General features: G+C 53.9%; 20 protein-coding genes and 1 tRNA gene. 11 read left to right on the top strand and 10 right to left on the bottom strand.

Annotated elements, in window-relative coordinates; all coding sequences use genetic code 11:
* Window positions 1-137: 137 nt before the first annotated feature.
* On the bottom strand, window positions 138-1,043 hold the full coding sequence (locus tag WCK51_14395) for a hypothetical protein (protein MEI7578077.1): 906 nt from the start codon (window positions 1,041-1,043) through the stop codon (window positions 138-140).
* Window positions 1,044-1,101: 58 nt separating this feature from the next.
* On the opposite strand from WCK51_14395, the gene WCK51_14400 reads away from it, so the two are divergent.
* From WCK51_14400 to mrdA, 9 genes are all read left to right on the top strand, one after another.
* A complete protein-coding gene (locus tag WCK51_14400) occupies window positions 1,102-2,148 on the top strand; it encodes a M42 family metallopeptidase (GenBank protein MEI7578078.1) in 1,047 nt (348 codons plus the stop codon).
* A complete protein-coding gene (locus WCK51_14405; GenBank protein MEI7578079.1) occupies window positions 2,123-2,500 on the top strand; it encodes a hypothetical protein in 378 nt (125 codons plus the stop codon). Before WCK51_14400 ends, WCK51_14405 begins: the two co-directional genes overlap by 26 nt.
* Window positions 2,497-3,633 carry a M20/M25/M40 family metallo-hydrolase gene (locus WCK51_14410; GenBank protein MEI7578080.1) on the top strand — a complete coding sequence of 379 codons (1,137 nt, stop codon included), beginning with the start codon at window positions 2,497-2,499 and terminating at the stop codon, window positions 3,631-3,633. The genes WCK51_14405 and WCK51_14410 overlap by 4 nt, the downstream gene beginning before the upstream one ends.
* Before the next feature lie 52 nt (window positions 3,634-3,685).
* Window positions 3,686-4,186, top strand: coding sequence for a hypothetical protein (locus tag WCK51_14415; protein ID MEI7578081.1), 501 nt, complete (start codon window positions 3,686-3,688; stop codon window positions 4,184-4,186).
* Between the two features lie 98 nt (window positions 4,187-4,284).
* Window positions 4,285-4,899, top strand: a complete 615-nt coding sequence (locus WCK51_14420) for a sigma-70 family RNA polymerase sigma factor (protein ID MEI7578082.1) — start codon at window positions 4,285-4,287, stop codon at window positions 4,897-4,899.
* Window positions 4,896-5,318, top strand: a complete 423-nt coding sequence (locus WCK51_14425; protein MEI7578083.1) for a hypothetical protein — start codon at window positions 4,896-4,898, stop codon at window positions 5,316-5,318. The genes WCK51_14420 and WCK51_14425 overlap by 4 nt, the downstream gene beginning before the upstream one ends.
* The gene (locus WCK51_14430) at window positions 5,315-6,292 is read left to right on the top strand and encodes a hypothetical protein (GenBank protein ID MEI7578084.1); all 978 of its coding nucleotides are present in this window, start codon (window positions 5,315-5,317) and stop codon (window positions 6,290-6,292) included. Before WCK51_14425 ends, WCK51_14430 begins: the two co-directional genes overlap by 4 nt.
* A 98-nt stretch (window positions 6,293-6,390) precedes the next feature.
* Window positions 6,391-8,664, top strand: a complete 2,274-nt coding sequence (locus WCK51_14435) for a transglycosylase domain-containing protein (GenBank protein ID MEI7578085.1) — start codon at window positions 6,391-6,393, stop codon at window positions 8,662-8,664.
* Window positions 8,664-10,490, top strand: coding sequence for a penicillin-binding protein 2 (gene mrdA, locus WCK51_14440; GenBank protein MEI7578086.1), 1,827 nt, complete (start codon window positions 8,664-8,666; stop codon window positions 10,488-10,490). Before WCK51_14435 ends, mrdA begins: the two co-directional genes overlap by 1 nt.
* Here mrdA and WCK51_14445 read toward each other — a convergent pair.
* From WCK51_14445 to WCK51_14455, 3 genes are read right to left on the bottom strand one after another with little or no spacing between them, the layout of a single operon-like run.
* Window positions 10,412-12,496, bottom strand: a complete 2,085-nt coding sequence (locus WCK51_14445; GenBank protein ID MEI7578087.1) for an O-antigen ligase family protein — start codon at window positions 12,494-12,496, stop codon at window positions 10,412-10,414. The two genes, mrdA and WCK51_14445, sit on opposite strands and share 79 nt — an antisense overlap.
* Window positions 12,493-13,395: a glycosyltransferase family 2 protein gene (locus tag WCK51_14450; protein ID MEI7578088.1), complete on the bottom strand. Its 903-nt coding sequence runs from the start codon at window positions 13,393-13,395 to the stop codon at window positions 12,493-12,495. The genes WCK51_14445 and WCK51_14450 overlap by 4 nt, the downstream gene beginning before the upstream one ends.
* Window positions 13,376-14,212 (bottom strand): glycosyltransferase family 2 protein, encoded by an 837-nt coding sequence (locus WCK51_14455; protein MEI7578089.1) that lies wholly within the window; start codon window positions 14,210-14,212, stop codon window positions 13,376-13,378. The genes WCK51_14450 and WCK51_14455 overlap by 20 nt, the downstream gene beginning before the upstream one ends.
* A 125-nt stretch (window positions 14,213-14,337) precedes the next feature.
* On the opposite strand from WCK51_14455, the gene WCK51_14460 reads away from it, so the two are divergent.
* Both WCK51_14460 and WCK51_14465 read left to right on the top strand, forming a co-directional pair.
* On the top strand, window positions 14,338-15,642 hold the full coding sequence (locus tag WCK51_14460; protein MEI7578090.1) for an NlpC/P60 family protein: 1,305 nt from the start codon (window positions 14,338-14,340) through the stop codon (window positions 15,640-15,642).
* 55 nt (window positions 15,643-15,697) lie between these two features.
* A tRNA-Glu gene (locus WCK51_14465) sits at window positions 15,698-15,773 on the top strand.
* A gap of 114 nt (window positions 15,774-15,887) precedes the next feature.
* On the opposite strand, the gene WCK51_14470 is transcribed toward WCK51_14465, so the two are convergent.
* The 6 genes from WCK51_14470 to WCK51_14495 form a co-directional block, all read right to left on the bottom strand.
* The gene (locus WCK51_14470) at window positions 15,888-16,601 is read right to left on the bottom strand and encodes an SDR family NAD(P)-dependent oxidoreductase (GenBank protein MEI7578091.1); all 714 of its coding nucleotides are present in this window, start codon (window positions 16,599-16,601) and stop codon (window positions 15,888-15,890) included.
* Window positions 16,594-17,217 carry a ThuA domain-containing protein gene (locus WCK51_14475; protein MEI7578092.1) on the bottom strand — a complete coding sequence of 208 codons (624 nt, stop codon included), beginning with the start codon at window positions 17,215-17,217 and terminating at the stop codon, window positions 16,594-16,596. The genes WCK51_14470 and WCK51_14475 overlap by 8 nt, the downstream gene beginning before the upstream one ends.
* A 10-nt stretch (window positions 17,218-17,227) precedes the next feature.
* Window positions 17,228-17,932 carry an SDR family oxidoreductase gene (locus WCK51_14480; protein ID MEI7578093.1) on the bottom strand — a complete coding sequence of 235 codons (705 nt, stop codon included), beginning with the start codon at window positions 17,930-17,932 and terminating at the stop codon, window positions 17,228-17,230.
* A 28-nt stretch (window positions 17,933-17,960) separates the two neighbouring features.
* Window positions 17,961-20,105 carry a cellulase family glycosylhydrolase gene (locus WCK51_14485; protein ID MEI7578094.1) on the bottom strand — a complete coding sequence of 715 codons (2,145 nt, stop codon included), beginning with the start codon at window positions 20,103-20,105 and terminating at the stop codon, window positions 17,961-17,963.
* On the bottom strand, window positions 20,102-21,142 hold the full coding sequence (locus WCK51_14490) for a LacI family DNA-binding transcriptional regulator (GenBank protein ID MEI7578095.1): 1,041 nt from the start codon (window positions 21,140-21,142) through the stop codon (window positions 20,102-20,104). The genes WCK51_14485 and WCK51_14490 overlap by 4 nt, the downstream gene beginning before the upstream one ends.
* Window positions 21,143-21,282: 140 nt before the next feature.
* Window positions 21,283-22,143: a dienelactone hydrolase family protein gene (locus tag WCK51_14495; protein MEI7578096.1), complete on the bottom strand. Its 861-nt coding sequence runs from the start codon at window positions 22,141-22,143 to the stop codon at window positions 21,283-21,285.
* Window positions 22,144-22,181: the final 38 nt, after the last annotated feature.

Raw genomic sequence — 22,181 nt, forward strand, 5'->3', positions numbered from 1 at the left:
AGTCTTGAGTCTTGAGTCTTGAGTCTTGAGTCTTGAGTCTTGAGTCTTGAGTCTTCAGTTCTCAGTTCTCAGTTTTCAGCTTTCGGTCTCTAGGCTGTAGTCTGATGATGGGTCCGAGTTTGTTTAAGACTCAAGACTCAAACAGTCCACGGCTTCATCTCTCCCAACTCATTCCCCTTTTCGTCGATCCTCATCGAGCCGAGCTTGAGCATCGGGACTGGGACTGGCGGAATGGCAGTACAGAGGACTTGGGCTCGGAGGTTGATGAAGTCGACTGAGCGGAGGAAGCCGTAGCCGAAGTCATCGCCGGAAAGTTTCGCGAACGAGCATAGGACGCCCTCGTAGACTCCTGGCGATACAAAGTGGGCGCGAGCGCAGCCGGTGACGTCGAGTGCGGTGCTAATGACATCATCGCTGAACTCTTCGTCGGTGACGAGGTAAAGCGTGGTTCCGGATACTTCGACGTAGGCTCCATCGAGCCCGAGCTTGGTCTTTCTGGCTTCTCCGATAGGGTTTCCCGCGCCAAGGCGTGAACCGCTTAACACTGTCTCAGAAAGATCAACCGAGTGCTCCTCGCACTTCTCGATCATGCTCAGCCATTGAGCCTTTCTTTGGGCAGCCTGAACGGTTGAAGGAAGAGACTTTTCGAGATCGACTTCTTCGAACGAGCCGGAGAGACGTCCACTGAATCCAGCGTTGACCAGCAGGCGATCGGGCTTGATGAGTTGCAGTAGAAGTTGAGTTGTCTGGCGGAGAACTGGCGTGACCCGGTACGGGTAGAGCTGAATTACAAGGTTGGGAGTCGCGATCTCCATTGCCTCGACTAACGCCGCGACGACCAGGTGGGGAGCTTTCTGAGGATCGAGAGAGCCGTAGAATCCGTCGAAAACGGGCTTCTCGCCGCGCAGCAATCTGATTCTTGAAGCTGGCCCGTAGCTCGCGTCCGACGGATCAAGCACAAGGAGGTCAGCGTTTCCTCGATGTTGTTTGAGCCATTCGCGCCAAGAAGAGCCGCTTTCGGCAAGAAGAACGGTTCGACCCATGCGCTAAGTTTAGCTTGTCGGAACGTTATTACAGTTTGGAAGGGTACAACCTAGCGTGATGAATATTGAACTTCTGAAAGAACTCGTTGAAGGCCACGGCGTCCCCGGCCAGGAAGACCAAATTCGGGCGATTGTCGCTCGCGAGTTACGCGGAATCTGTGAACTCAGCACGGATGCGATGGGCAACCTCATCGCAGTTAAAAAGGGCTCGGGAAGTGGTAAGAAGCTGATGCTCGCCGCCCACATGGACGAGATCGGGTTCATTGTTAAGTTTATCGACAAGGACGGATTCATTCGTCTACAGCCGCTCGGAGGATTCGATCCGAGGCAGCTGAACTCGCAACGAGTCATTGTTCACGCCGAGGGTGGTGCTCTGAATGGAGTTTTGATGTACGGCACAAAGCCGAAGCACATGCTGACCGATGCCGAAGCAAATGCGGGGCAAAACCTGGACTCCTTCTTCGTGGACTGCGGTTTGGGCGAGGCGACGAAGGACTCGGTGAAGATCGGAGATATGGTGACCATGTCTCGACAGATGATCTCACTTGGAGAGAATCTGAGCTGTAAGGCGATGGATGATCGCGTTTGTGTCTTCATCATGATCGAGGCGCTCAAGGCGGCGAAGTCGCACGATTGGGATATCTACGCGGTGGCGACAGTCCAGGAAGAGATTGGGCTTCGCGGGGCTTCGGCGGCGGGATCGGGGCTCGTTCCCGACGTGGTCGTCGCCTTGGACGTCACCCTGGCGAATGACATTCCGGGTGTTCCTGAGCAGGATCATGTGACCAAGCTCGGCGGGGGAGCCGCGATCAAGATCATGGATGGCTCGCTGATTTGTCATCCGAAAGTGGTCGAGCATTTCCGCCAACTCGCAATCCGCAACGAGATTCCTCACCAAATGGAAGTTCTTCCTCGGGGCGGAACTGACGCGGGTGGGATCCAGAGGCTGAATGGTGGCGTCCCGGCGTTTACGTTGTCAACTCCAACTCGGTACATTCACACGGTCAACGAGACCGTAGCCAAGAGCGACGTCCAAGCGTGTATCGACATTTTGGCGCGCTACATCGAAGATGTACACAATGGCGATTACGTCTATGGGATCTGACCCAACTCCAAAGCGGGTTCGCACGGCGAACCCGCTGGAAAAGACTTGCCTTGCTCATCTAGATCACGAAGAAAACTGGAAAATCCTTCGACATGAAAGGCCGCCAGAGAGCACAATTCTTGGCTGGAAGCCGTTTATCCCGATTCTCCGAATCAACTTCATTCTGTTCGCAGTGGTTCTGTCAATCGCCTTTGTTGCTATTGAACTTGGATCCGGTTCCGCTAGGGCGGATCTTCTTTCGGATGCCCCTTACGCCGCAACCATTATTGTTGTTATCGCCGGAGGTATGGGGTCCTACGTCATGTCGCTCTATCGCACGGCTTGGAATCGACGGGCTAAACTCTGGGAGTGATCAACGAAGCTCGGCTCGTTCAGCTCTTTCTCGACCTTTGCAACATCAACTCGCCGTCGCGACAGGAGCAGGAGGTTGTTGCGTGGACGAAGGAGTTTCTCACCAAACACGGATTGAGTTGTGAGGAGGACAACGCCGGAGAGATCATCGGCGGCAACGCAAACAACCTGATCGTTCATGTGCCAGGCACCCGCCAAGGCGCGCCAAGAATCTTTCTCAGTGCTCATTTCGATACCGTTGAACAGACACCCGGCCTGGTGATCGAGGAAGTCGTGGGTGTTTTTCGATCCGCCAGCGATACCATCCTTGGAGCGGACGACAAAGGCGGGATGGCACCCGCCATCGAAGCCGTTCTCTCCCTTCGGGAAAGCGGCGAAGGCCACGGCGACATCTATCTTCTCCTGAGCGTTGCCGAGGAAATCGGGCTTCTTGGAGCGGCTGCGCTCGCAATCGAAGATTTAAACCTTGATTACGGCTTTGTCCTGGACACTGGCCCTCCAGTTGGAACGTATGTCACGCGAACGGCAAACCACGACAAGATGGACATCGTCATTACCGGCAAGCCAGCTCATGCAGGCAAGGACCCTGAGAAGGGAATCAACGCGATCCAAGTCGCCGCCGACGCCATTGCAACAATGACGCTGGGCAGAATCGACGCGGAAACAACCGCAAACATCGGGATCATTACCGGTGGGACTGGCACAAACGTTGTCTGCCCGGAGGTGACCATTAAGGCAGAAGCTAGATCAACGAACGTCGAAACTCTCGACTCCCAAATCGCGCACATGAAAGAGTGCTTCCAGATCGCCGCAGAGAAGTGGGGTGCCGAAGTCAGATTCGACTACAAACGACATTATCACGCCTACACAATCGACCCAGAAAGCGAGGTGATCAGAGTCGGGCAAGAAGCCAGCAGGAACCTTGGGCTCGACAGCTCGCTCAGAACGACGCTCGGCGGAAGCGATGCGAATATCTATAATGCCAAAGGCGTTCCGACCATCGTGATGGCGACTGGAATGGAGAAGATACACACTCACGACGAGTTCATCAGTCGCGAAGATCTGATCAAAACTGCCGAACTTGCGTTGGAAGTGCTTCGAGTTGCGGCAAAAACTCCCACAAAAACGCATTAAGATGCTATGATCGTATCGCCCTTGGCATCAAGGGATTTATACTGGGGAACTGATGAAGAAGCTATTAGCGGTTTCGGCTCTTGGAATTTTGGCGGTGAGTGCGTTTGCGGACGATAGCTCTACCCCTCTGACTGTTCGACTTGGACTTGCCTTTCCGACCAACGGTACGGTGAAGGATGCGGTGAGCGAGTTCACTGCGATCGGTTTCCAATACAAGGTCGCAGACCTTTCGGGAACCGAGTCTTACAGCAAGTCGGGCGAAATTTCCATCGACTTTTACAGCCGAGGCGACTACCGCCACATTCCGGTGCTTTACAACTACGTTGGAACCAGCAAGAAGGGAGATTCTTTTTGGAGCATCGGTGCAGGCGTCGGATTCATCGGACTGCCTTCAGGTGCTGGAACCGAGAGCATCGCTCGCCTCTCCTATGCTCTAGGCGCAGGAATCAACCTGAGCAGCGGCCAGACTGCTTCTTTCATCGAAGCTAAGTTCTTCGGCAGCCAGAAGTCCGAGGTCAACGCCCTCGGGTTCTACCTCGGCGTCCGATTCTAGTTCGTCTTCAAATGGGACCCAGCGGGACTTTCGCTGGGTCTTTTTGTATCCGGTGAACATCAGGCTCGCATTGTCGTTGAACCTCTCACGAGAGAGAAATGAAAGGACTCGCCGGCACTTTAGGAATCAAACCTCTGACGATGCAGACTCGCAACCAGGAAGAATCAAAGTTCATCCCAGGTGGGGTCGAGGCATTCAGTAAAGTTGTGGATGCCTACCAGCACCGAGTACATGGTTTTGTTCGGCGCATGGTTCCTTCCAGCGAGGATGCCGAAGACATTACTCAAGAAGTGTTTATTCGAGCGTTTCAGAATTACGAGCGTTTCGATGCTCGGGCTTCGGTCCGAACATGGCTCTTCCGAATCGCCTACAACCTATGCGTGGATCGAGCAAGAAAGGCCGGGCGGTCGGTTCAGCAAGTATCGATGAATATGTCCGCTGAAATCGAGGAAGAATATGAGGTTGCAGATGTGCGTTGGCAACCCGATACCATTCTTGAGGATACAGAAATGTATGCAAGGGTCGAGCAAGCAATTACCCGGATGAGCGAAAAGCTGCGCTCGGTTCTGTTGCTTCACGATAAAGAAGATTTGAGCTATGAAGAGATTTCGGATTCCCTCGGGATTCCGGTTGGGACGGTCAAAAGCCGTCTGTTTTTGGCGCGAAACCAGCTTCAGCAAGCTGTACGCGACCTTGTAGAGGAAAGTCGATGAAAACACGATTTGAGAAGGAACCGGTTGTGACCGACGACATGCTTGCATCGCAAGCTTCCGTCAAGCAGTTAGTCGCGGGGCTGAAGGATGATTCCTTGAGCATGGCTTGGCGCAGCGAGCTCAATCTAAAACTTCTCGCTGCCGCCGATAAGCGCAAGAAAGCGATTCGGTTCCGAAGGTTTGCGACTTGGGGCTCGTCATTGGGTCTTGCTGCCGTTGCGGGTTCGTTCGCGATGGTGATGTTCCAACCAGTTTCGCCTGTTCGTGGCTCGGGATCTGAGGCTAGCGGGATTGCTCGGGAGTTTGTTCAAGTTCATAATGAGTCTTCGGTTCTCGCAAGCGTCTCTGGAACTGGTATCAATCAACGCGAGACTGAGTTAGGTCTCGAAGTCGGATACAGCTACGAAGATATGTTATGAAAGTCGTTTTGAGTATTGTGTCGATTGCCAGTTGTGCTTTTTTGGTAGCACAAGGGCCCGGCGGTCCCCAATTAGGTCGTTCCGGTAAGAAGGAAGAGCTTCCGGCAGTTCTCAGAGATGCTCAAGAAAAATCGAAGAAGCTACGGTTTTCGGGCACTCGACTGGTCACATTCTATCGTGCTGGTAAGGCCGAATCTCACGAAGAGTACTTGACCAAAGACGGCCCCAATATGCGAATCGAATTCGCCGCAGGATCTCCATTCGCTGGTCAAGTGATCGTTGAAACCCCAGAAGGGCGTAAGCACTTCTTTCCCGATCGTAATGAACTCAGGGAGTCTCCCGCGAGCGGTCGGAAGCAGTTTGAAATTTTGCGATTCGGAGGGATGCGCGGTGGAAAACCGATCATCTCAGACGGCGGAACCATTCTAGGATTGAAGGTCTCAAAGGTTCAGTATCTTGATCCAATGAAGAACCCAGCTTTCGAGGTTTACATTGACACTAAGAGCGGACTCGCTGTCAAACGGGTGATCTACGGACCTGGAGGTAGTGTTGCCGGTTCGTTTGAGTTCAAAACTCTTAACATGAACCCAACGATTGCTAAAGGTGCCTTTTCCTTTAACCGTAAAGGAGTCAAGATTATCCGGCCTATCGACGACCTATTTGCGAAAGCGAAGGAACTGGGTGTGTCCCCTTATGGTTTCAGTAACAACGATGGCTACAAACTCGATGGTGTCAATCTGCGGGAGATGCGAGGGAGGAAGGTCTTGATCCTGAACTACTCGCAGAACGAATCACGGCTGACCATGTTTTTGCTCAAACCAGATGCCGATCTCCAAGAGATTCAGAAGTCGAGCCGTCGACAGCAGGGTTTCTACGCTTGGAAGGAAGCGGGTGCATCGATTGTTCTCATCGGAGACGCTTCGCAGGATGAACTGCAGAACGTGGCGAAACGGGTATCGATTCTCGGTCGCTGATCTATAATTAACTCGTGGGTTCCGTAAGAAGCCGAGCAACTCGAACCCGCCCTGCTAGAGGTAGGGCAAAAAGCGCACCTTGGGTAAAAAGACTCAAGATGGGCGCGGTGCTCCTCACGTTCATCACGGCTGGGGGAGTTATTGGTGGGTTTGCCTACTTGCGCTCCAGCATGGAGTCAGTCAAGCCTCTGGTCGCAAATATGGGCGACAAGATTCAGAGCTTCAACTCGAAGCCTTCACAGATTTTTTCCGCTGATGGGAAGTTGCTGTATGAAGTGATGCCGATTTACCGAGAGTCAATCTCGTTGAGCGAAGTACCAGAGATGGTGCAGAACGCCTTTTTGGCCGCGGAGGATAAGCGGTTTCGAACCCACAGTGGCGTCGATCCGATGGGTCTCGGGCGGGCGGTTTTCAAATTTGCGAGAGCTGGCGAGGCGCAGGGTGGTGGTTCTACGATCACCATGCAACTAGCCAAGATGCTCTTCTCGGCGTCCGAGAAGTCCATGCAACGAAAGGTGCAAGACATCTCGATTGCCCTTGAGATGGAGAAGGAGTACACCAAGGACTTCATTCTTGAGACCTATCTCAATCAGGCCTTTTACGGCGAGCAAGCTTACGGGATTGCCGCAGCTTCTGAGGTCTACTTTGGTAAGAAGCCGAGCGAACTGACGCTTGCAGAGGCCGCGATGTTGGCGCGATGCGTTAGGTTGCCGAGCACCCAAAACCCTGTTAAGAACTATCAAAAGGCGGATCAGAACAAGATTGTCGTTCTGAACACGATGCTAGAGGAGAAGTGGATTACCCAGGCAGAGTACAACGAGGCGAAAGAGACTCAGCCCAAGGTCGTTAAGCGTAAAGGGATGGGTAACGGAAAGATTTACCGTGCGCCCTACTTCACCGCAATGGTCCTCCAAGATCTGAAGAAGCGAAGTATCGACATTTCGGGTGGCGGCTACATCGTTTCAACGACGATTGATTCTGCGCTACAGACTGAAGCCGAGGCCGCCGTCAACCAGCACATTCGCTGGAACCGGGGACGCGGAGTGAATGCAGGGGCATTTCTCGCAATCGATAGCGAAGGACGAATCGTTGCTGATGTTGGCGGTAGCGATTATAAGCGAAATCAATTCAGCCGCACTAGCCAAAGCCAAATGCAGCCGGGTTCCGCATTCAAAACGTTCGTCTATGCTGAGGCGCTAAAGGACGGGGTTCTGGGTGAGTTCGATTCGGTTTCAAACGAGAAGATCAAGCTCCCCGGCAAGTCTGCAAAAGAGCCGTACATTCCCCGGAATAGCCACGGAGGCTGGGGCGGTTCAATGAGCCTACGACGAGCATTTGCTGAGTCGTTTAACGTCCCGGCCGTCAGAACTTTCTACTCGATGGGTGTCAAGCAGGCAACTGCGAAAATCCAGGAAGACTTTGGATTTGTAACGAAACTCCAGCCATATGCGCCGCTTGCTTTGGGTGCGACTGACGTGAGGATGACCGAGATGGCGGAGGCCTACTCCGTGATCATGCTAGATGGAAAGCGGGTCGAGCCTTATCGAATCAAAGAAGTCCAGGGTCCGGATGGATCTGTAGTGCTGACTGGCGCTCCAGCCTACGTCACCACCAGGCTCGGTCCTGACGTTTGTAACGCGATGGATCGACTACTGCAAGCCGTCGTTTCAGAAGGGACTGGGTACAAGGCGGCATCGCTACCCGAGGCTCGAGGGAAGACCGGGACAACAAACGGCGGCAAGAGCGTCTGGTTCTGCGGATATGCCAAAGGTATTGTTGGAATCACTTGGGCGGGGAACGAGTATTTCGACAAGAAGAGAAATCGCTGGCTGCTCCGCGAGATGGCAGAGTCGTTTGGTGGTGATGTGTGTGCGCCGATGTGGGCTCAGGCGATGCAAGCCGTTGTGGCAAAGTACGGCTCAGATGTTAAGCCTGACTTCCTTCCTCGAGAAGCTGAGGAAACGAATGCCCAACGCCGAGCTCGCCAACGGCGCGAACGCGAGCTTGAGCAAGAGAATCAAGACCAGAATCAAGAACCACTAAGCCCAGATTTGCGGGATGATGAAGTAAAGGTTACACCGGATGACAGTGCGACCAAACCGAAAGCACCTACTGAAAACCCGCCCACACAAAACAATGACGATCCACCAGTTCGTGACGACGAGCCGCCAGTAGAAAAGCCAAAAGCTGAGAAAAAGCCGGCCAGAAAACCGGAAACTAAAGAGGAAGATGTGGATGTTGAAGTGTGCGCAGACTCCGGCCAACTTGCCGGAAGTTACTGCCCAGAAACCGTGGTGAGAAAATTCAGCAAAGGGAAGCGACCAAGGGGTCGATGTCGAGTTCACAAAGCTCCAAGTGAAGGCGGCGGTTAATGAGCGTCCTTCACGCTCCACGTAAGCCTGATGTCGACCGAAGGCTGATTTGGTTCCCGATTATCATCGTCCCGATGTTCTTCGTGCTGTTCCTGCGGCTGTGGTACTTGCAGGTGGTCAAAGCTCCTGAGTTGATCGAAAACGCGAGCCAAACTCGCCGCGTTAGCGTCGACAAGCTCGCGCCGAGAGGCACGATTCGGGATCGAAAAGGGAAGATTATTGCCGGAGTAAAACCCGAATACGTTGTTTCAATTCTCCCATCAACGGTTAAGTCCGCTCCAGAAGTGATCGCAAAAGTGGCGGCACTTCTGGATCTGCCCGTAGAAGAAGTGATGGCGAGGATCAAAAAAGGTTCTTATCGAAACCTGCCAGCTCCAATCAAACTCAATGTGAGCATCGAGGTGGCCTCGATGATCGCAGAAGCCTCGGACCTTCCCGGAGTTGCGGTGGAGGAGAAGCCGATGAGGATGGTTGCGGATCCGGCAAACTTCACTCACTTGCTCGGTTACGTGGGCACTCCAACCGAGGTAGAAGAAAAAAAACTTGAGCCTTTCGATTTGAAACCCGCCGAGTTTGTGGGGCGTTCTGGCCTTGAAGCCGCCTACGAAGTCCAGCTCATGGGTCGTGCCGGTAGGGAGACGATCGAAAAGCGCGGGACAGCTGTACTTCCTGGTCGCGAACTTGCCGAGCCGGGGAAGCAGATGTTCTTGACGATCGATGCGGATTTGCAAGCCTACGCGCAGGCGGTCCTGAGTCGCCGGGGCTGGAAGGGATCAATCACTGTTATCGACCCCAGCAATGGTGAGATTCTGGCGATGGTGTCGAATCCGACTTTTCCGCTTTCACTTTACGAAGGTGGGATGAGTGACGCTGACTATGAACGTCTGAACGACAAGAACCAGGGTCAGGCTGCTCTGAATCGAGCAACCTCCGGTCTCTACGCCCCAGGTTCTACTTACAAAATCATTACCGCGATCGCAGCCTATCGAGAACATAAACTGACGCGTAACACCCACGTCTTTTGCAACGGCTACTTCTCGTTCGGGAGAGGTCGACCGCTGAAGTGTATGAGCACTCACGGGTCCGCAGAGCTCATGTACGCGATGTCAAACTCTTGTAACACTTTCTTCTGCACGATGGGCACCAGGGCAGGGGAAGAAGCAATGCTTCAAGCCGCGCTTGACTGCGGACTTGGCAACAAGACCGAGATTGAAATTCCGGAACGACGAGGGACGATTCCCACAAAGAAGTGGCGCGACATGGACCCGGTCAACCGATCCTGGAATATGGGACAGCTAGCCAACATGTCCATCGGCCAAGGTTACGTTACGACGAACACCGTGCAAATGGCGAATATGATGGCGATGGTCGCCAACAACGGCGTTCGCTACAAGCCCCATCTCGTTCGTGCGTTTCGAGATTCAATCACGGGAAAGGATGAAATGGTCGCTCCGGTGGTCGCGAACAGAATTGATCTTGACGAGGGATTCTGGAGCATGCTCCGGCAGTCTCTGGTAGGAGTCATCGACCACGGCACGGCTCGAAGATTTGCCTCAATCCCTGGTCTCACTTGGGGCGGGAAGACTGGTTCTGCTGAGCACGGCAAAAAAGGAGCAAACAATACGCACGCTTGGTTTGTTGGTTTTGCCCCGGCGGACAAGCCTAAGCTCGCAATCTGCGCCATGGCGGAGGACGCTGGTCACGGGGGCGACGCGGCGGCACCGCTCGCTGCCGAAGTCGTAGCTCACTACTTGATGAGACCGGCGGCGGCTGCTTCAAACCGTGTCGCCTCGGCTGCCGGGTCAAACCCAAGATCGCGCGGTTGAAGCTTCGCTAGCTCCTTTGCGGCGTTCGCCGCCTTAGAAAGAGTGTCCATCATCGCGCTCTTATCGTCTCCCCCGACACTCGTGTTTGGGTTCACGTCAAACTGCCGTTTTGCCATTGGAACCGTGATGTCCCGATAGCGAATGAATCCCCTGACCGCCTCGGCCATAAGTTCGGCCCGGTTAGACGGGTTCAGCGAAGCTAGGTACAACCGAGCTTGGAAGGAAGCCGTCGGTATCAACTCAGCTTGGCTGGTTACCGTGAAGTACGTTGTCTTTTCAACCTTGATCAGACGACTCGCCGCGGACTTTGCGTCTTCTTCGATCCCAAACTGAATGGCTGCCTTCATCAGTCCCAGCAGAGCCGGAAAGTTGTTAGGGTCTCGCTCAAGCGCTCGGTTGTATGCGGTCTTCGCCTCTTGGTACTTGCCGTCTTTAAGGTAAATGAGGGCGACTGCACGATGGTTCTTTGGCGAAGGTGTTAGGCCAGCAGCAAGTTTTGCTTCTTCTATTGAGCCCGTCGCACGGGCAAGGATCGAATGGGCGTAGCCATCAAATGGAGCGATTCCTAAGCTTGACTTTGCAAGTTGTGTTGCGATCGCGGCATCCGATACGGCCAAAGCGCCGCGCGCCTGTGCTCTAAGCATCTCTCCCAGCCCCACGCTGAGACTAAGCGGGATGAAGATCACCACGGCGAAACCAACCGCTAGCCGCGGGATACGGAAAATCACTTCGGGAGACTGCGAATCCGCACTACTGGCGCAGATGCAACCGCAAAGCATGAACACCAACATCCCTAAGTTATTGATGTAGAGATCACTGTCAATCGCGTTATGAGCCAACAGGACCGTAAGCGCACCAAAGCACGAGCAAAGAATCATCTTGCTTTGCAATGGGAGCTGTGCCGAACCCTTGCCACCTTTGACACCGACCGCGACGAAGAAACCGATGAGCGTGAGCGGTGCAAGAAGCGTGGCTTCTGCCCCAAGTTGGAGGTAGCTCTGATGCGCGAGCGCAGTTTGGGTCACCCGACCAGGGCGAGTCGACTCGAATTGATACGTACCAAGACCCCAGCCGTAAGGTTGCTGCTTGGCTAAATCAATGGCGGAGAGCCATAACTGCTTACGGAATCCCGCAGATTGAGTCGACGTTTCTCCTGCGTTGGAGAAACGTGACATCGGTGCCGAGCCTCCTGATGGTGCTTGGCTCCGACCCGCGTTCTGAGCAGCAAACGCGAGTCCACCGAGCAAAACGACGATTGCCGCGAGTACGCCTAGCCCCCTCCCGACCGGAATGGGGCGGATCGTCAGTAGGCATATCGTCAGGGCAGCCAGACCCACCGGCAAGCAAACCAAAGCTCCTTTTGATTGGGTGAGGAACAGGGCGAGACCCTGAAGCAGCATTGCGAAACCAATCCCCAGCTTGTTCAGGCGATCTCCGCTGAACAGCAACGGAATTCCTATCAGGATTCCGCTCGCCAGGAGGGCTCCAGCTTGGTTCGGGTTGTGTTGGTTGGCAAAAATGCGCCAGCTGGGGTCGATCGACTTCATGCTCGCGTACTCACGGAGTCCGATCAAGGCAACCAGCGTGATTCCCACAAACCAGCCCCCAATCACCCAGAGCGACTGCTTTTTCCCTGCACTAGAAGTGACAGCGTAGAAGCCGCCGATCATCATCGCGAACTCGACAAAGTTGAGAACCGAGACGCTTACAAAAGAGCTGAAGATGAGCGACGAACCGATCACCCCTGCGAAAACTGCGAGCCACCCGGAGATCTTGATTGAAGGCACATGGACGACCTTCCTTGCCATGATCGCCTGAAGTAAGGGGATCAGGAAAAACCAGAACACCAAACAATGACCCAAAAAAGGCGCATTCTCCCAAAGGGTGGCTAAAGAAAAGTCTCCTCCCTCGAACTGACCCACATCCATCGGATAGCGACCATTCAGCAAGGCACAAAGCGCCGACCCGATGGCAAGACTGAGCACTCCGATGGGCGGTCGTTTCATTTGCCTTTTAGCTTCCTCTTGATGACGTCTACCTTGTTGCTGAGAATAAAGATGCTTGCCCGTGTGGACAGTGCGGTTGCCGCCATAGCGAGGGCGAATGGACGAGCTACCGGAGTCATTTGGGGCACCATGTTCTTTTTGTAAAACCTGAACATCGACTTGTGAAAGCGACCAATCATTCGATTTGGAGCCTTATCGGTACTTCTGCCGATGGCGTGGGTGATGGTGAGATCCGGGAGGTAAACCACCTTCTTCCCGATCTTCCACGTTTGGAAACAAAGATCCACGTCCTCGCAATACATGATGAATTCGGAGTCGAAGTAGCCAATTTCTGTCAGGAGTTCTCCGCGCGCCAAGAACGCCGCACCGCTTACCCAGTCCACTTCTTTGGGCTGGTTATGCTCGAAGTCCTGCATTAAATATTCGCGTGTAAACCGATTGTTCGGGAAGAGGCGACCGATGAACGTATTACGGAACAGAGCGGCGACCGGATTAGGGAACCGTCGGCACGAGAACTGAAGCGAGCCGTCCGGATTGAGGAGTTTCGGGGCGACGATGCCAACTTCCGGGTTCTCCTCGAGATACTTGAGCAGACCTTTGATTGCGCCTGGGTGAACAATCGTGTCACTGTTCAAAGGAAACGCGTGGTGCCCCCTGCGGTTCGACATTGCATAGTTCTGTCCGCCGACGAACCCAAGATTTTGCGTCATCTTTACCAGCCTGACCCAAGGGAATTCATTTTCCACCATGAACGGAGAGCCGTCTTCCGAGTTGTTGTCGATCACGATCACTTCGAAGCTGGCCTCGTCCCTAACTTTCTCCAAAGAGTCGAGGCACAGGCGTAGGTCATCAATGGTGTTCCAGCTACAAATGGTTATGCTAAGGTCGAAATCCGGCACTGTACCCCCTTGCTCGGATCAGGGCACCGAGCCAAATGATGACGGAGATTGGGTATAGCGGAATTCGCGCCAAACCGTAGCTGTGCTTAAAGAGGTATCGAATGAGGGATCGATGGGACTCCCAAATCATGGGTTTGCGAGTCTGTTTGGTCGAAGCTCCGCCGATGTGGTGGATCCTCAGCGAAGCCTCGTACCAGCACTTTCCATTAAGTCGCTTCAGGAGGTCTACTTCATTGAAGAAGATCGGAAACTGCTCGTCAAACGGCTTCATTGGGTCTGGAAAGGCTGACCTTCGGAAGAGAAGAAAGGTTCCCATTGGCTGAGGAGCGTCCTGACTTTTGTTGTAGTCGAAGTCTCGGAGGCGGTAGCTGTCCCAGTTCTGAATCTTGAATAGATCACCCAAGATTCCCTTGATTGTTGGGAATCCCCGGACTGACTGTTGTGTTTCGCCATCCGGTCCTTCAAAGCGTACGGATAGGCATCCGTATGCTTCGCCCTGCGCTCTGAGAGTTTCGACCGCGTTTCGCAGCAAATCGGGCGTGACTCGAGTATCCGGATTCAGTGTCAAAACGAATTCACCAGTGCTCGCGGCGATTCCGAGGTTGTTTCCCCTCGCATAGCCACGATTCGCAGTTTCGGCAAGTGTAGTGAACTCGGGAAACTCTTCGATGGCTAACCTTGCCGAGTCGTCGGAGGAAGCATTATCAACAACGATGACCTCAAACGAGCCCGGAAAAGGGTGCTGCCGGATCGATTGGAGGCAGTTGCGAAGTAAAGAAGCCGTATTCCAGTTCACAATAATGATGCTGAGGGTCACGGCTCCTCTGAGTTTACCGTGAAGAAAACCCCCCTATTTTTACCGGGGCGGAACCCCGAAAATTCTTTTCTGGTATCCTCTAACGGTTGCGGTTTCGGTCGCACGCCTGACGGAGGAGAGGAAGCATGACAACACGCGTACTCGCAATCGCCATTTCGGTGCTGGTCTGTATGACCGCTTTTGCAGGCCCGAAAAAGAAGGTGAAGGCAAATTCAAAATCAAAGACTAGCGTTTCGCGGTCTCACAAGTCGAGCAAAGGATCCGCAAAGTCCGCTCGTTCAACCAAGAAGTCGTCTAGTTCGAGCAAGACGCGAAGTGCTTCCCGCAGCTCTTCAAAGAAATCATCCAAACCGGAAGTTTCGCGGGTTCGCCGATCAAGCGTTTCAGCTCAAAATGGTCCGGCGCCTCTAGGGCGAGGCACGATGATTGGAACCAATGTCGTCGTTCGCAGCCAGCCAAACTCAGATTCCGGAGTAGTTACCAAGGTGACTGGCGGGAACGTCGCTGTGATCGCAAAGTCTGGTGATTGGTACAAGGTCCGCTTCCAATACGGGTCTATCGGATGGGTTCGAAGTGACTACCTGGTAACGTCAACCAACACAACTTCTCAGCGTGTAACCTCACCGGAGCCCAATACGCTTACTGTTTCAAACGTGAACGAGCCGAAGACGGAAGTCTCGGTTCCGGGGGCTCAATATACTTACATTCGAGCGATGAATACCAACGTTCGGCGCGGCCCTTCGGAGTCCAACTCGGTAGCGGTCAAGGTGAGCGGCGGTAAGGCAGAAATCCTTGATAAGTGGGGCAACTGGTACAAGCTGAAGTTCCAATACGGAACTGTGGGTTGGGTTCGGACAGACTTGACCACCAACAATCCGAAGGAAAAGATTGAGGGAACCAACACTTATGTGGCTTCGATTCCTTCTTCCGAGAAGGTCGAAAACGTTTTGGCTTCCGCCAACAAGATGCGAGGAACTCGCTACAACTACGGTTCAGCTTCGCGATCCGCAACCGACTGCTCCGGATTTACGCTACAAGTGTTCCGAGCGAACGGAATCTCTCTTCCTAGAACCGCTCGTGAGCAGGTCTACAAGGGTGTTGCAGTCAGCCGGGGCAATCTCCAAGCAGGAGACCTCGTGTTCTTCAACACACGTGGCTATGTCAGCCACGTCGGAATCTACACTGGCAACAACAAGTTCATCCACGCTTCCAGCGGAGCGGGACGGGTCATCGAGAGTTCTCTCACCGGCTACTACGCCGCACGCTACATCACCGCTCGTCGTGTGATCAAGGGCGGCACCAAGAAGATCGAACTCCCTAAGGTTGACGTGATCGAGAAAGAGCGGCCAATCGACGCTCCAGCTCCTGGTGATGACGGCGAGTACAAGATCGACCTCGCATCCGGTGGCGCAGCCTCCGGCGGAAACTAAGCTCCGCAAAACCTTGAGATTATGGCGGCATACCTGCCATAATCTCTTTCTGTCTGCTCCGGTCGTCTAGCGGTTAGGACATCGCCCTTTCACGGCGAAGGTCGCGGGTTCGAATCCCGTCCGGAGTACCACTCTTCAAAAGCTCGATTGAGCAATTCTAATGAAAGAAGGGAAGCATCGTTTTTCATTTTCGACGCAGATCGACTGATCCGGGAGGTGCAGGGTATCGGCTAGACGACGTCAACCTACCAAGGAAGCGCCTCGCCGTCCCAGCAATGCAATTTTAGCTCCTTGTATACTGCATCATCCAGAAAGTAGTTCAGTGCGATCGCAGCGGCCTCCTCGGGCTCCATGTGTGCCTCGAGGTTCTTCTGGCCAGACATGTAAGTTCGCATCCATCCTGGATGGTAAAGCCGGAACGAATAACCCTGCGCGGAGAGATCGTTCGATAGATTCTTGACGGCCATGTTCAAGGCTGCTTTTGACATGCAATAGCCAAACCAGCCGGTGCGCTGACTGGCTCCGATACTGCCTGCCTCTGATGAAACAAAACACATCCGCTTTAGCTCACTCTTTTCGAGCAGCGGCAAGAATGCGTTTGCGATACGCAGGGCTCCAATCGCGTTGACATTAACTTCTTGCAGCATCGAGTCAAAATCTAGATCTTCAGAGATTCCCTCGACGTGGTGAGACTTGTGTATTGCTGCATTAGATATCAGCAAGTTGATCTGACTCACACGCTCCAGGGCCTGTCCGGCGGCTTTTGAAACTGATTCATCTGAGCTGACATCGAGTTCGACCAGGTGAAGTGAACCGCTAAAGTTTTCGCACAGTTCGTCAAGCTCCGGCCAAGCTAAGTGTCGGCCCGCAATCACGATCCAGCCTGCCTCCAGCAGGGCTTTGGTCAGAGCCAATCCAAGCCCCCGGTCAGCCCCTGTCACGAGTGCGACTCTAGGCATGGGTCACCCAGCTGAGCGCGTTCCGAATAAGGAGCTGAAATGAGTCGTTTGCCCAGACGGACGGTCCATGTCCCGGAGTCAAAGTGCAGATCCGTGCATTTCCAAACTCCTTTATCCACCCGGCTGGCTGGCTGCCATGAGCCGACCGAGAACTCAGGAATAAATCTACGTCGCTGTCGATCTCAACGAAGTAGTGTTCGTCGTGAACGGTATAGGGAACGACTCCGGCAGCGAGAGGATGGGCGGTCGGGACAAGTTCGACGTCGCATGCTTCGGGATGCTGCTGAAAAGAGCCGCCAGTGAGCTCCCGGATGATTGGGGCCGGCTGATAACCGACGGTCCCCGCATGAATTACCAACAATCCTCGACCTGCGGTCACATGTGAATGAATCAAGTCCTGCGAAGCCTGATCGGCCCATGGCGAGGAATCTTCCGCCGACGTGACGTTCAACTTCGCGAGCACGACCGCTTGGAAAATTTGGTCACCCGCTAACAACGATGCGTTATCGGCTTGCTGAAAGTGGAATTCCGCTTTGCCAGCATTCTCCAGCCCCAACATAACTTCGTGGGATGCATGGTACTGGTCACCGCAGATCACGAGGATACGTTGAGGCATTGTCTGCACGTTAAAGTTCGGTTCCGGCGTAGTCTTGGGCCCTGAACAACTTTCCAGAAGTACCGTCGTCTATCAGAGCCGGAACCAGTGCTCCGGGAAGCACGGATTCTACCGAGTTTGGCGCGTTCGGACCGCCCAAATCGGTTCGCAACCAGCCTGGATCGAGGAGATTCATCAGGACGCCGGTGCCCTCAAGTTTTCCGACAGAGTCGAGAACGAACTTATCGACTGCCGCTTTGGACACAGCATATGCAATCAGTTCAGGCTGATCAGCGATTCCGGAAGTTACATTGATAAGCCGACCCCAGCCACGCTCAACCATGCCGGGAATGAATGCGTGGCAAATCCTGATCAGTGCCGTGACATTCACCTCGAAGCTAACGCGGAGATCCTCTCCGGGCACGCTGAGCCAATCGCTGCGATAAGGGGTCATGAGTGCGGCGTTGTTGTAAACGATATCGATGTTCGGTCCCTTCAACAACTCCGCCACCATCTCGCCGACTTGGCCGGCATCTCCGAGATCCGCCGCGATTTGACGCGTTTGAACCCCTGCGGCTTCTAACTCCTTTGCAAGTGCAACCGTGTGCGAAGTATCTCTACTATGAAGAATGATGTTGCAGCCATGGCTGGCCAGCCCCAGGCTCACTTGTCGACCGATGCCTCGGCTTGCTCCGGTCACTAATGCCCATTTTCCGTTGATGTTTGATTTGTTCATGATTATTCTATGTGCTTGAAAATGATTGTCAATTGGTCTTTTTGCGATTGGCTAACGCCTCTTTCACGTACTTGCCCCAATATGAAGTGGGCTTGTAGCTCCAATCCGTGATAATGCAAGGGTTGGCGCTCGGATGGAAACTCCACGCGGTCCAGTTCAGCTTGTGCTTCTCGATGTAGGCCATCACCGCTGGCGCCCAATCTTCGGTGTAAACGTTTTCGTGCGGCGGATCGCCTTCCTTCCACGGCTTAGTTCCAACCTCTCCCACGATCACAGGGTACTTGGCAAAGACTGGGGTGACATTCGCATCCCAATCCTTCTTCCATGGGTAGATGTGCGTGGCGTAGACAATGCCGTTCCCGGATGGATCGTTGAGACCATAGCCGCTAAGAACACCTCGGAGGTCGTACGCCCAGTCCAACCCTCCCGCGACGACGACATTCTTTGCGCCGGTGGACCTGACGGTGTTAAGTAGTGTCTGCATTCCAGGCGAACGGTAAGTAACTCCCTTGCTCGAGTCCTCCACTTGGCCGCCGTTCTTCCAGATCTCCCAAGACACGCTGTGTGGTTCGTTGTATAGGTCAAATAGCACCGCTGGGTTGTTAGCGTAGCGCTTGGCGAAGTCCTTCCAAAACACGACGGTATTTGCGTCCGGCATCTTGTGCTGGCCAACGTTTTGACCCCACTGTCCAGCGTCCGACCAGTGCAGGTCGAGCAACACGTAGCAGTTCTTTTCGGCGATCTTTTTGACAATGTCGTCAACAATCTTTCTGTACGATTCGCCGCGATCGGCTTTTTGCTGTCCCTTCTCGTATCCGAACCAGAGGTCTTGAGTCAGAGGAATTCGGATGATGTTTGCATTCCAACCGTCAATGGCGACGTCGATCGACTCCATGACGTGTTCGCCAACCGGACTCCAGTCCAAACTTGGAACGTTCACTCCCTGAAGTCGCACAAGGTTTCCTTTCGCGTCTCTAAGCTGCTTACCTACAACCCGCAGCCCCGCCTGAGCGGAACCTCGATTCTCGAATGCGATGTCGTCGATCAAAAAGCTACCGCTGACTTTGCCGCTTGGGTTGATGCCGAGGTCGAGTTGGCTCACAATTCTCGGATCGAAGCCGTCTGGTTGAACTAGATCAGTAAGTGGGATCGCAACTTCGTGCCAGTTGCCATCCCGGAAATCTGGACAATACTTCGCGATGCGAGTCTTCGATGTGTGATGTTCAGGAGTATCAAGCACGTCTCCATTACAAAGGAGTTGGGCGTCGAGATCACCTGTGCTGCCCTGAGCCTTGATCCAGAATGTCAGGTGCGTCATCGAGCGGATGTCAGTGCCGATGTTCGTGCCTTTTTTCCAATCGAACCAGTGGAGACCGCAGCCAATCCAAACGTTGTCATCGTCAAATTTGAACTCAAGAGCCGTGTCGCCGCTATGCGCTTCACCTATCTTAGGTGCGTAACTTGAAGTTGGCGGATTCGCCCATCCGCCGGAAGTTCTTGCTGTTTCGCCGTCCCATACAACCACCCTTGTCGGTTGCGCGGGCATTTTTGAAACGTTTTCAGTTGGCTTTGCTGCGGCGACGGGAGCCTGCGGACCAGCAACCAGAGACACGTTCGAGAACCAATAGGCTGCCCCAGGCTGAGTCGCAAGGTTTGTGAAAGTAATCCGGGCGTTCGTGTCGTCCCAAGGGCCGCTGAACGAAAAGGTTCGCTTCTCCCACTTGTTCGTCAGACTGACTTCTGAAGCGGCGCCGTGGTGCTCCCAAGGCTCATGGTTCTGCATGCAATTGACGGTGATGACGGTGGGACGCTCCGCTTTAGCCCAATAGGATAGGGTGTATTTGCGCCCTTTCTCAATTTTCAACCCGCCCTGATGAAGCTGAACTTGCCATGATTGCTCACCCTTGTTTTGAATACTGACTTTGAGAGCGGCAACCCCGCCGGGACCATTTTTTGTCACTGTCATCGACCCTTTGGCGCCACCTGCCTGCTCCAGAACCCACGGCTTCATTCCTCTCGCATAGTTGCCATTTGTTAATAGTTCGGTCAACTTCTGCGAAACCGGCCTCGCTGAGAAGCCGGGCCGCTTCTGCAAAGCGGTGCAGATAGCCGTGGCTGCCATGCCGAAAATGACAATCGAAGAGATGTACGAAAAGGAGTTGATTTTCTTCACAAGATTGATCTCCCAGGGCTAATTTGATCCTTGGGCGGAGCGCTTGACGAGCGGACGATGAGTTTGGGAGTTACGATGATTGACTGAGGCGCCGGATCAGGGTGTGTTCCCTGAATCCGCGCTACGAGAAGGCCGACGAAGGCGGAGGTGAGCGGCGAAATGTGCGTGCCAACCGTCGTCAATTGAGGCGAGAGGTAGGTAGCAAGATCGAGGTTGTCGAAACCAACCACGGTCATGTCGTTTGGAATCGATACGCCCTGGTCCTCTAGCTGTCGATACACGACGGCCGCCAGAGAATCCTGATAGGCGAATATTGCAGTTGGGGGCTCCGGTAGTTTCAGAAGATTGGTGACTCCAAGCCTCACATCCGCCTCGCTGGCGACCTCAATCACCATCTCGGGCAGCAGCGGAATGCCGCGTTCGTTCAGAGCCTCGGAAAATCCAACCATTCGATCGAGAGCCCCTCTATGCGGAGGCTTTCCTAGAACCGCAATGCGCGTATGACCCAAATCTGCGAGATGATGAGCGAGTTCTCGTCCCCCTACGGCATCATCTCCGGCTACAAGATCGAGGTGTTCGGCATCCGGAACCCAGCCCATGATCACCACCGGGGTTCCCGAAGCCGCAATGGAGTTGACTTGAGTTCGAGCGACCAGGCCACGCTCTCCAGTGACAAGCAATATTCCATCAGCCCGACTCCCAGACAGAGAGGAGATGCACGCGACCTCCGACTCTTGATCCGCCGCACTCAGTTGGAGCTGCAGGCTGTAGCCAGCCAGCTTCGCATGGTCGGCGACCTGCTGGATGAGCTCTGGGTAGAACGGGTTCGAGACTTCTGGAACAACCAATCCGATCGTGTTCGTTTTGCGACTCTTCAGATTTCTGGCTACCTGATTGACTTGATAGCCTGATTCCCGCGCCAGGGATTGGATGCGCGCTTTTGTCGAAGGGTTAACCAGTGGACTATCTGCAAGAGCGCGAGACACCGTTGAGTGCGAAACACCTGCCTGAAGCGCCAAGTCTTCAAGTGTAATCACTTGATGAACTCCATTGGACAACGAGCTTTGCACACGATTGCAAAGATGCTACCTTAGGCTCTTGCAATCGTGTGCAGAAATTTTCCAATTTGCCGAACGGTCTCTATCTCTCTAAGCCGAAATACAAACCTGTTTCAGCATCAGAGTGCTTTCTTGTACAGTTCGAGGAGTCTTGCCCAGGCCTTCTCCGCCAGAGGCTCGTTGTAAACCGCCGAATCTGGTGGGCACCAGCCGTGGGCTGCGCCTTCGTAGACTTCGACTTCAGAGTGCATCCCTGCCTTCTCGAAAGTTTCTTTCAAAATCGTCTTGTGCGTCGGAGTGCGTTTGTCGTCGTTCTCGGCGATGGCGACTAGGTAGTGCGCTTTCGTTGTCAACGCAATTAGGTGCGGACTGGTCGGCTTGTCATTTACCAAACCTCCACCGTGGAAGCTAGCGACAGCACCGACCCGCTCTGGTACGGCCGCCGCGGTTCGGAAGGCGATTGACCCACCCATGCAGTAGCCCTGGGTTCCGATTCGGTGCTTCTTCGAAACACTGGGTTGTTTATCGAGCCATTCGATGAGAGCCTTGGCGTCAGTTGCCGCGGTTGTCTCATTCAGTGCCGAAGCCAAGGGCCGAAGTTCGGCGATGGGAACCGTCGTTCCGCCAACCATGTCGGCAGCCTTCTTTGAGCGATAGAACGGGTTCACAACGAGAACCGAGTAGCCAGACTCTGCAAGTCGTTTTGCCATCTTCTTGAACGCGGGGCGCAACCCGAAAATATCGGGCCAGATGATAACAGCTGGTGCAGTTCCCTTGGCGGGATGAACAAAGTAGCAGTCAGCAACTCCGTCTGGAGTCGTTATCGTCACTTCCGATTCGGTGACTTCGGCGGCATTGACGACTGCGGGCAACATCATCGCCATCCCTGCACTCAGCAGAATTCCAAACTGCCGACGAGTCACCTGTCCCCGTTTCTCAAACTCCTGACGATCTTTTTCAAACTGATCTTGTTCGCACATATCGTCACTTTAGCCGATCCTCGAAGAAAACTACGATC

It is taken from the genome of Armatimonadota bacterium (assembly GCA_037138755.1).
GTDB lineage: Bacteria > Armatimonadota > Fimbriimonadia > Fimbriimonadales > Fimbriimonadaceae > Fimbriimonas.

What these genes read in the sequence shown, in the direction of transcription:
- WCK51_14415 (MEI7578081.1), top strand. Translation starts at nt 3,686, where the DNA reads ATGAAGAAGCTATTAGCGGTTTCGGCTCTTGGAATTTTGGCGGTGAGT.
- WCK51_14435 (MEI7578085.1), top strand. Translation starts at nt 6,391, where the DNA reads ATGGGCGCGGTGCTCCTCACGTTCATCACGGCTGGGGGAGTTATTGGT.
- WCK51_14495 (MEI7578096.1), bottom strand. Translation starts at nt 22,143, where the DNA reads ATGTGCGAACAAGATCAGTTTGAAAAAGATCGTCAGGAGTTTGAGAAA.
- WCK51_14480 (MEI7578093.1), bottom strand. Translation starts at nt 17,932, where the DNA reads ATGAACAAATCAAACATCAACGGAAAATGGGCATTAGTGACCGGAGCA.
- WCK51_14395 (MEI7578077.1), bottom strand. Translation starts at nt 1,043, where the DNA reads ATGGGTCGAACCGTTCTTCTTGCCGAAAGCGGCTCTTCTTGGCGCGAA.
- WCK51_14460 (MEI7578090.1), top strand. Translation starts at nt 14,338, where the DNA reads ATGACAACACGCGTACTCGCAATCGCCATTTCGGTGCTGGTCTGTATG.
- WCK51_14470 (MEI7578091.1), bottom strand. Translation starts at nt 16,601, where the DNA reads ATGCCTAGAGTCGCACTCGTGACAGGGGCTGACCGGGGGCTTGGATTG.
- WCK51_14420 (MEI7578082.1), top strand. Translation starts at nt 4,285, where the DNA reads ATGAAAGGACTCGCCGGCACTTTAGGAATCAAACCTCTGACGATGCAG.
- mrdA (MEI7578086.1), top strand. Translation starts at nt 8,664, where the DNA reads ATGAGCGTCCTTCACGCTCCACGTAAGCCTGATGTCGACCGAAGGCTG.
- WCK51_14405 (MEI7578079.1), top strand. Translation starts at nt 2,123, where the DNA reads ATGGCGATTACGTCTATGGGATCTGACCCAACTCCAAAGCGGGTTCGC.
- WCK51_14425 (MEI7578083.1), top strand. Translation starts at nt 4,896, where the DNA reads ATGAAAACACGATTTGAGAAGGAACCGGTTGTGACCGACGACATGCTT.
- WCK51_14400 (MEI7578078.1), top strand. Translation starts at nt 1,102, where the DNA reads ATGAATATTGAACTTCTGAAAGAACTCGTTGAAGGCCACGGCGTCCCC.
- WCK51_14475 (MEI7578092.1), bottom strand. Translation starts at nt 17,217, where the DNA reads ATGCCTCAACGTATCCTCGTGATCTGCGGTGACCAGTACCATGCATCC.
- WCK51_14430 (MEI7578084.1), top strand. Translation starts at nt 5,315, where the DNA reads ATGAAAGTCGTTTTGAGTATTGTGTCGATTGCCAGTTGTGCTTTTTTG.
- WCK51_14445 (MEI7578087.1), bottom strand. Translation starts at nt 12,496, where the DNA reads ATGAAACGACCGCCCATCGGAGTGCTCAGTCTTGCCATCGGGTCGGCG.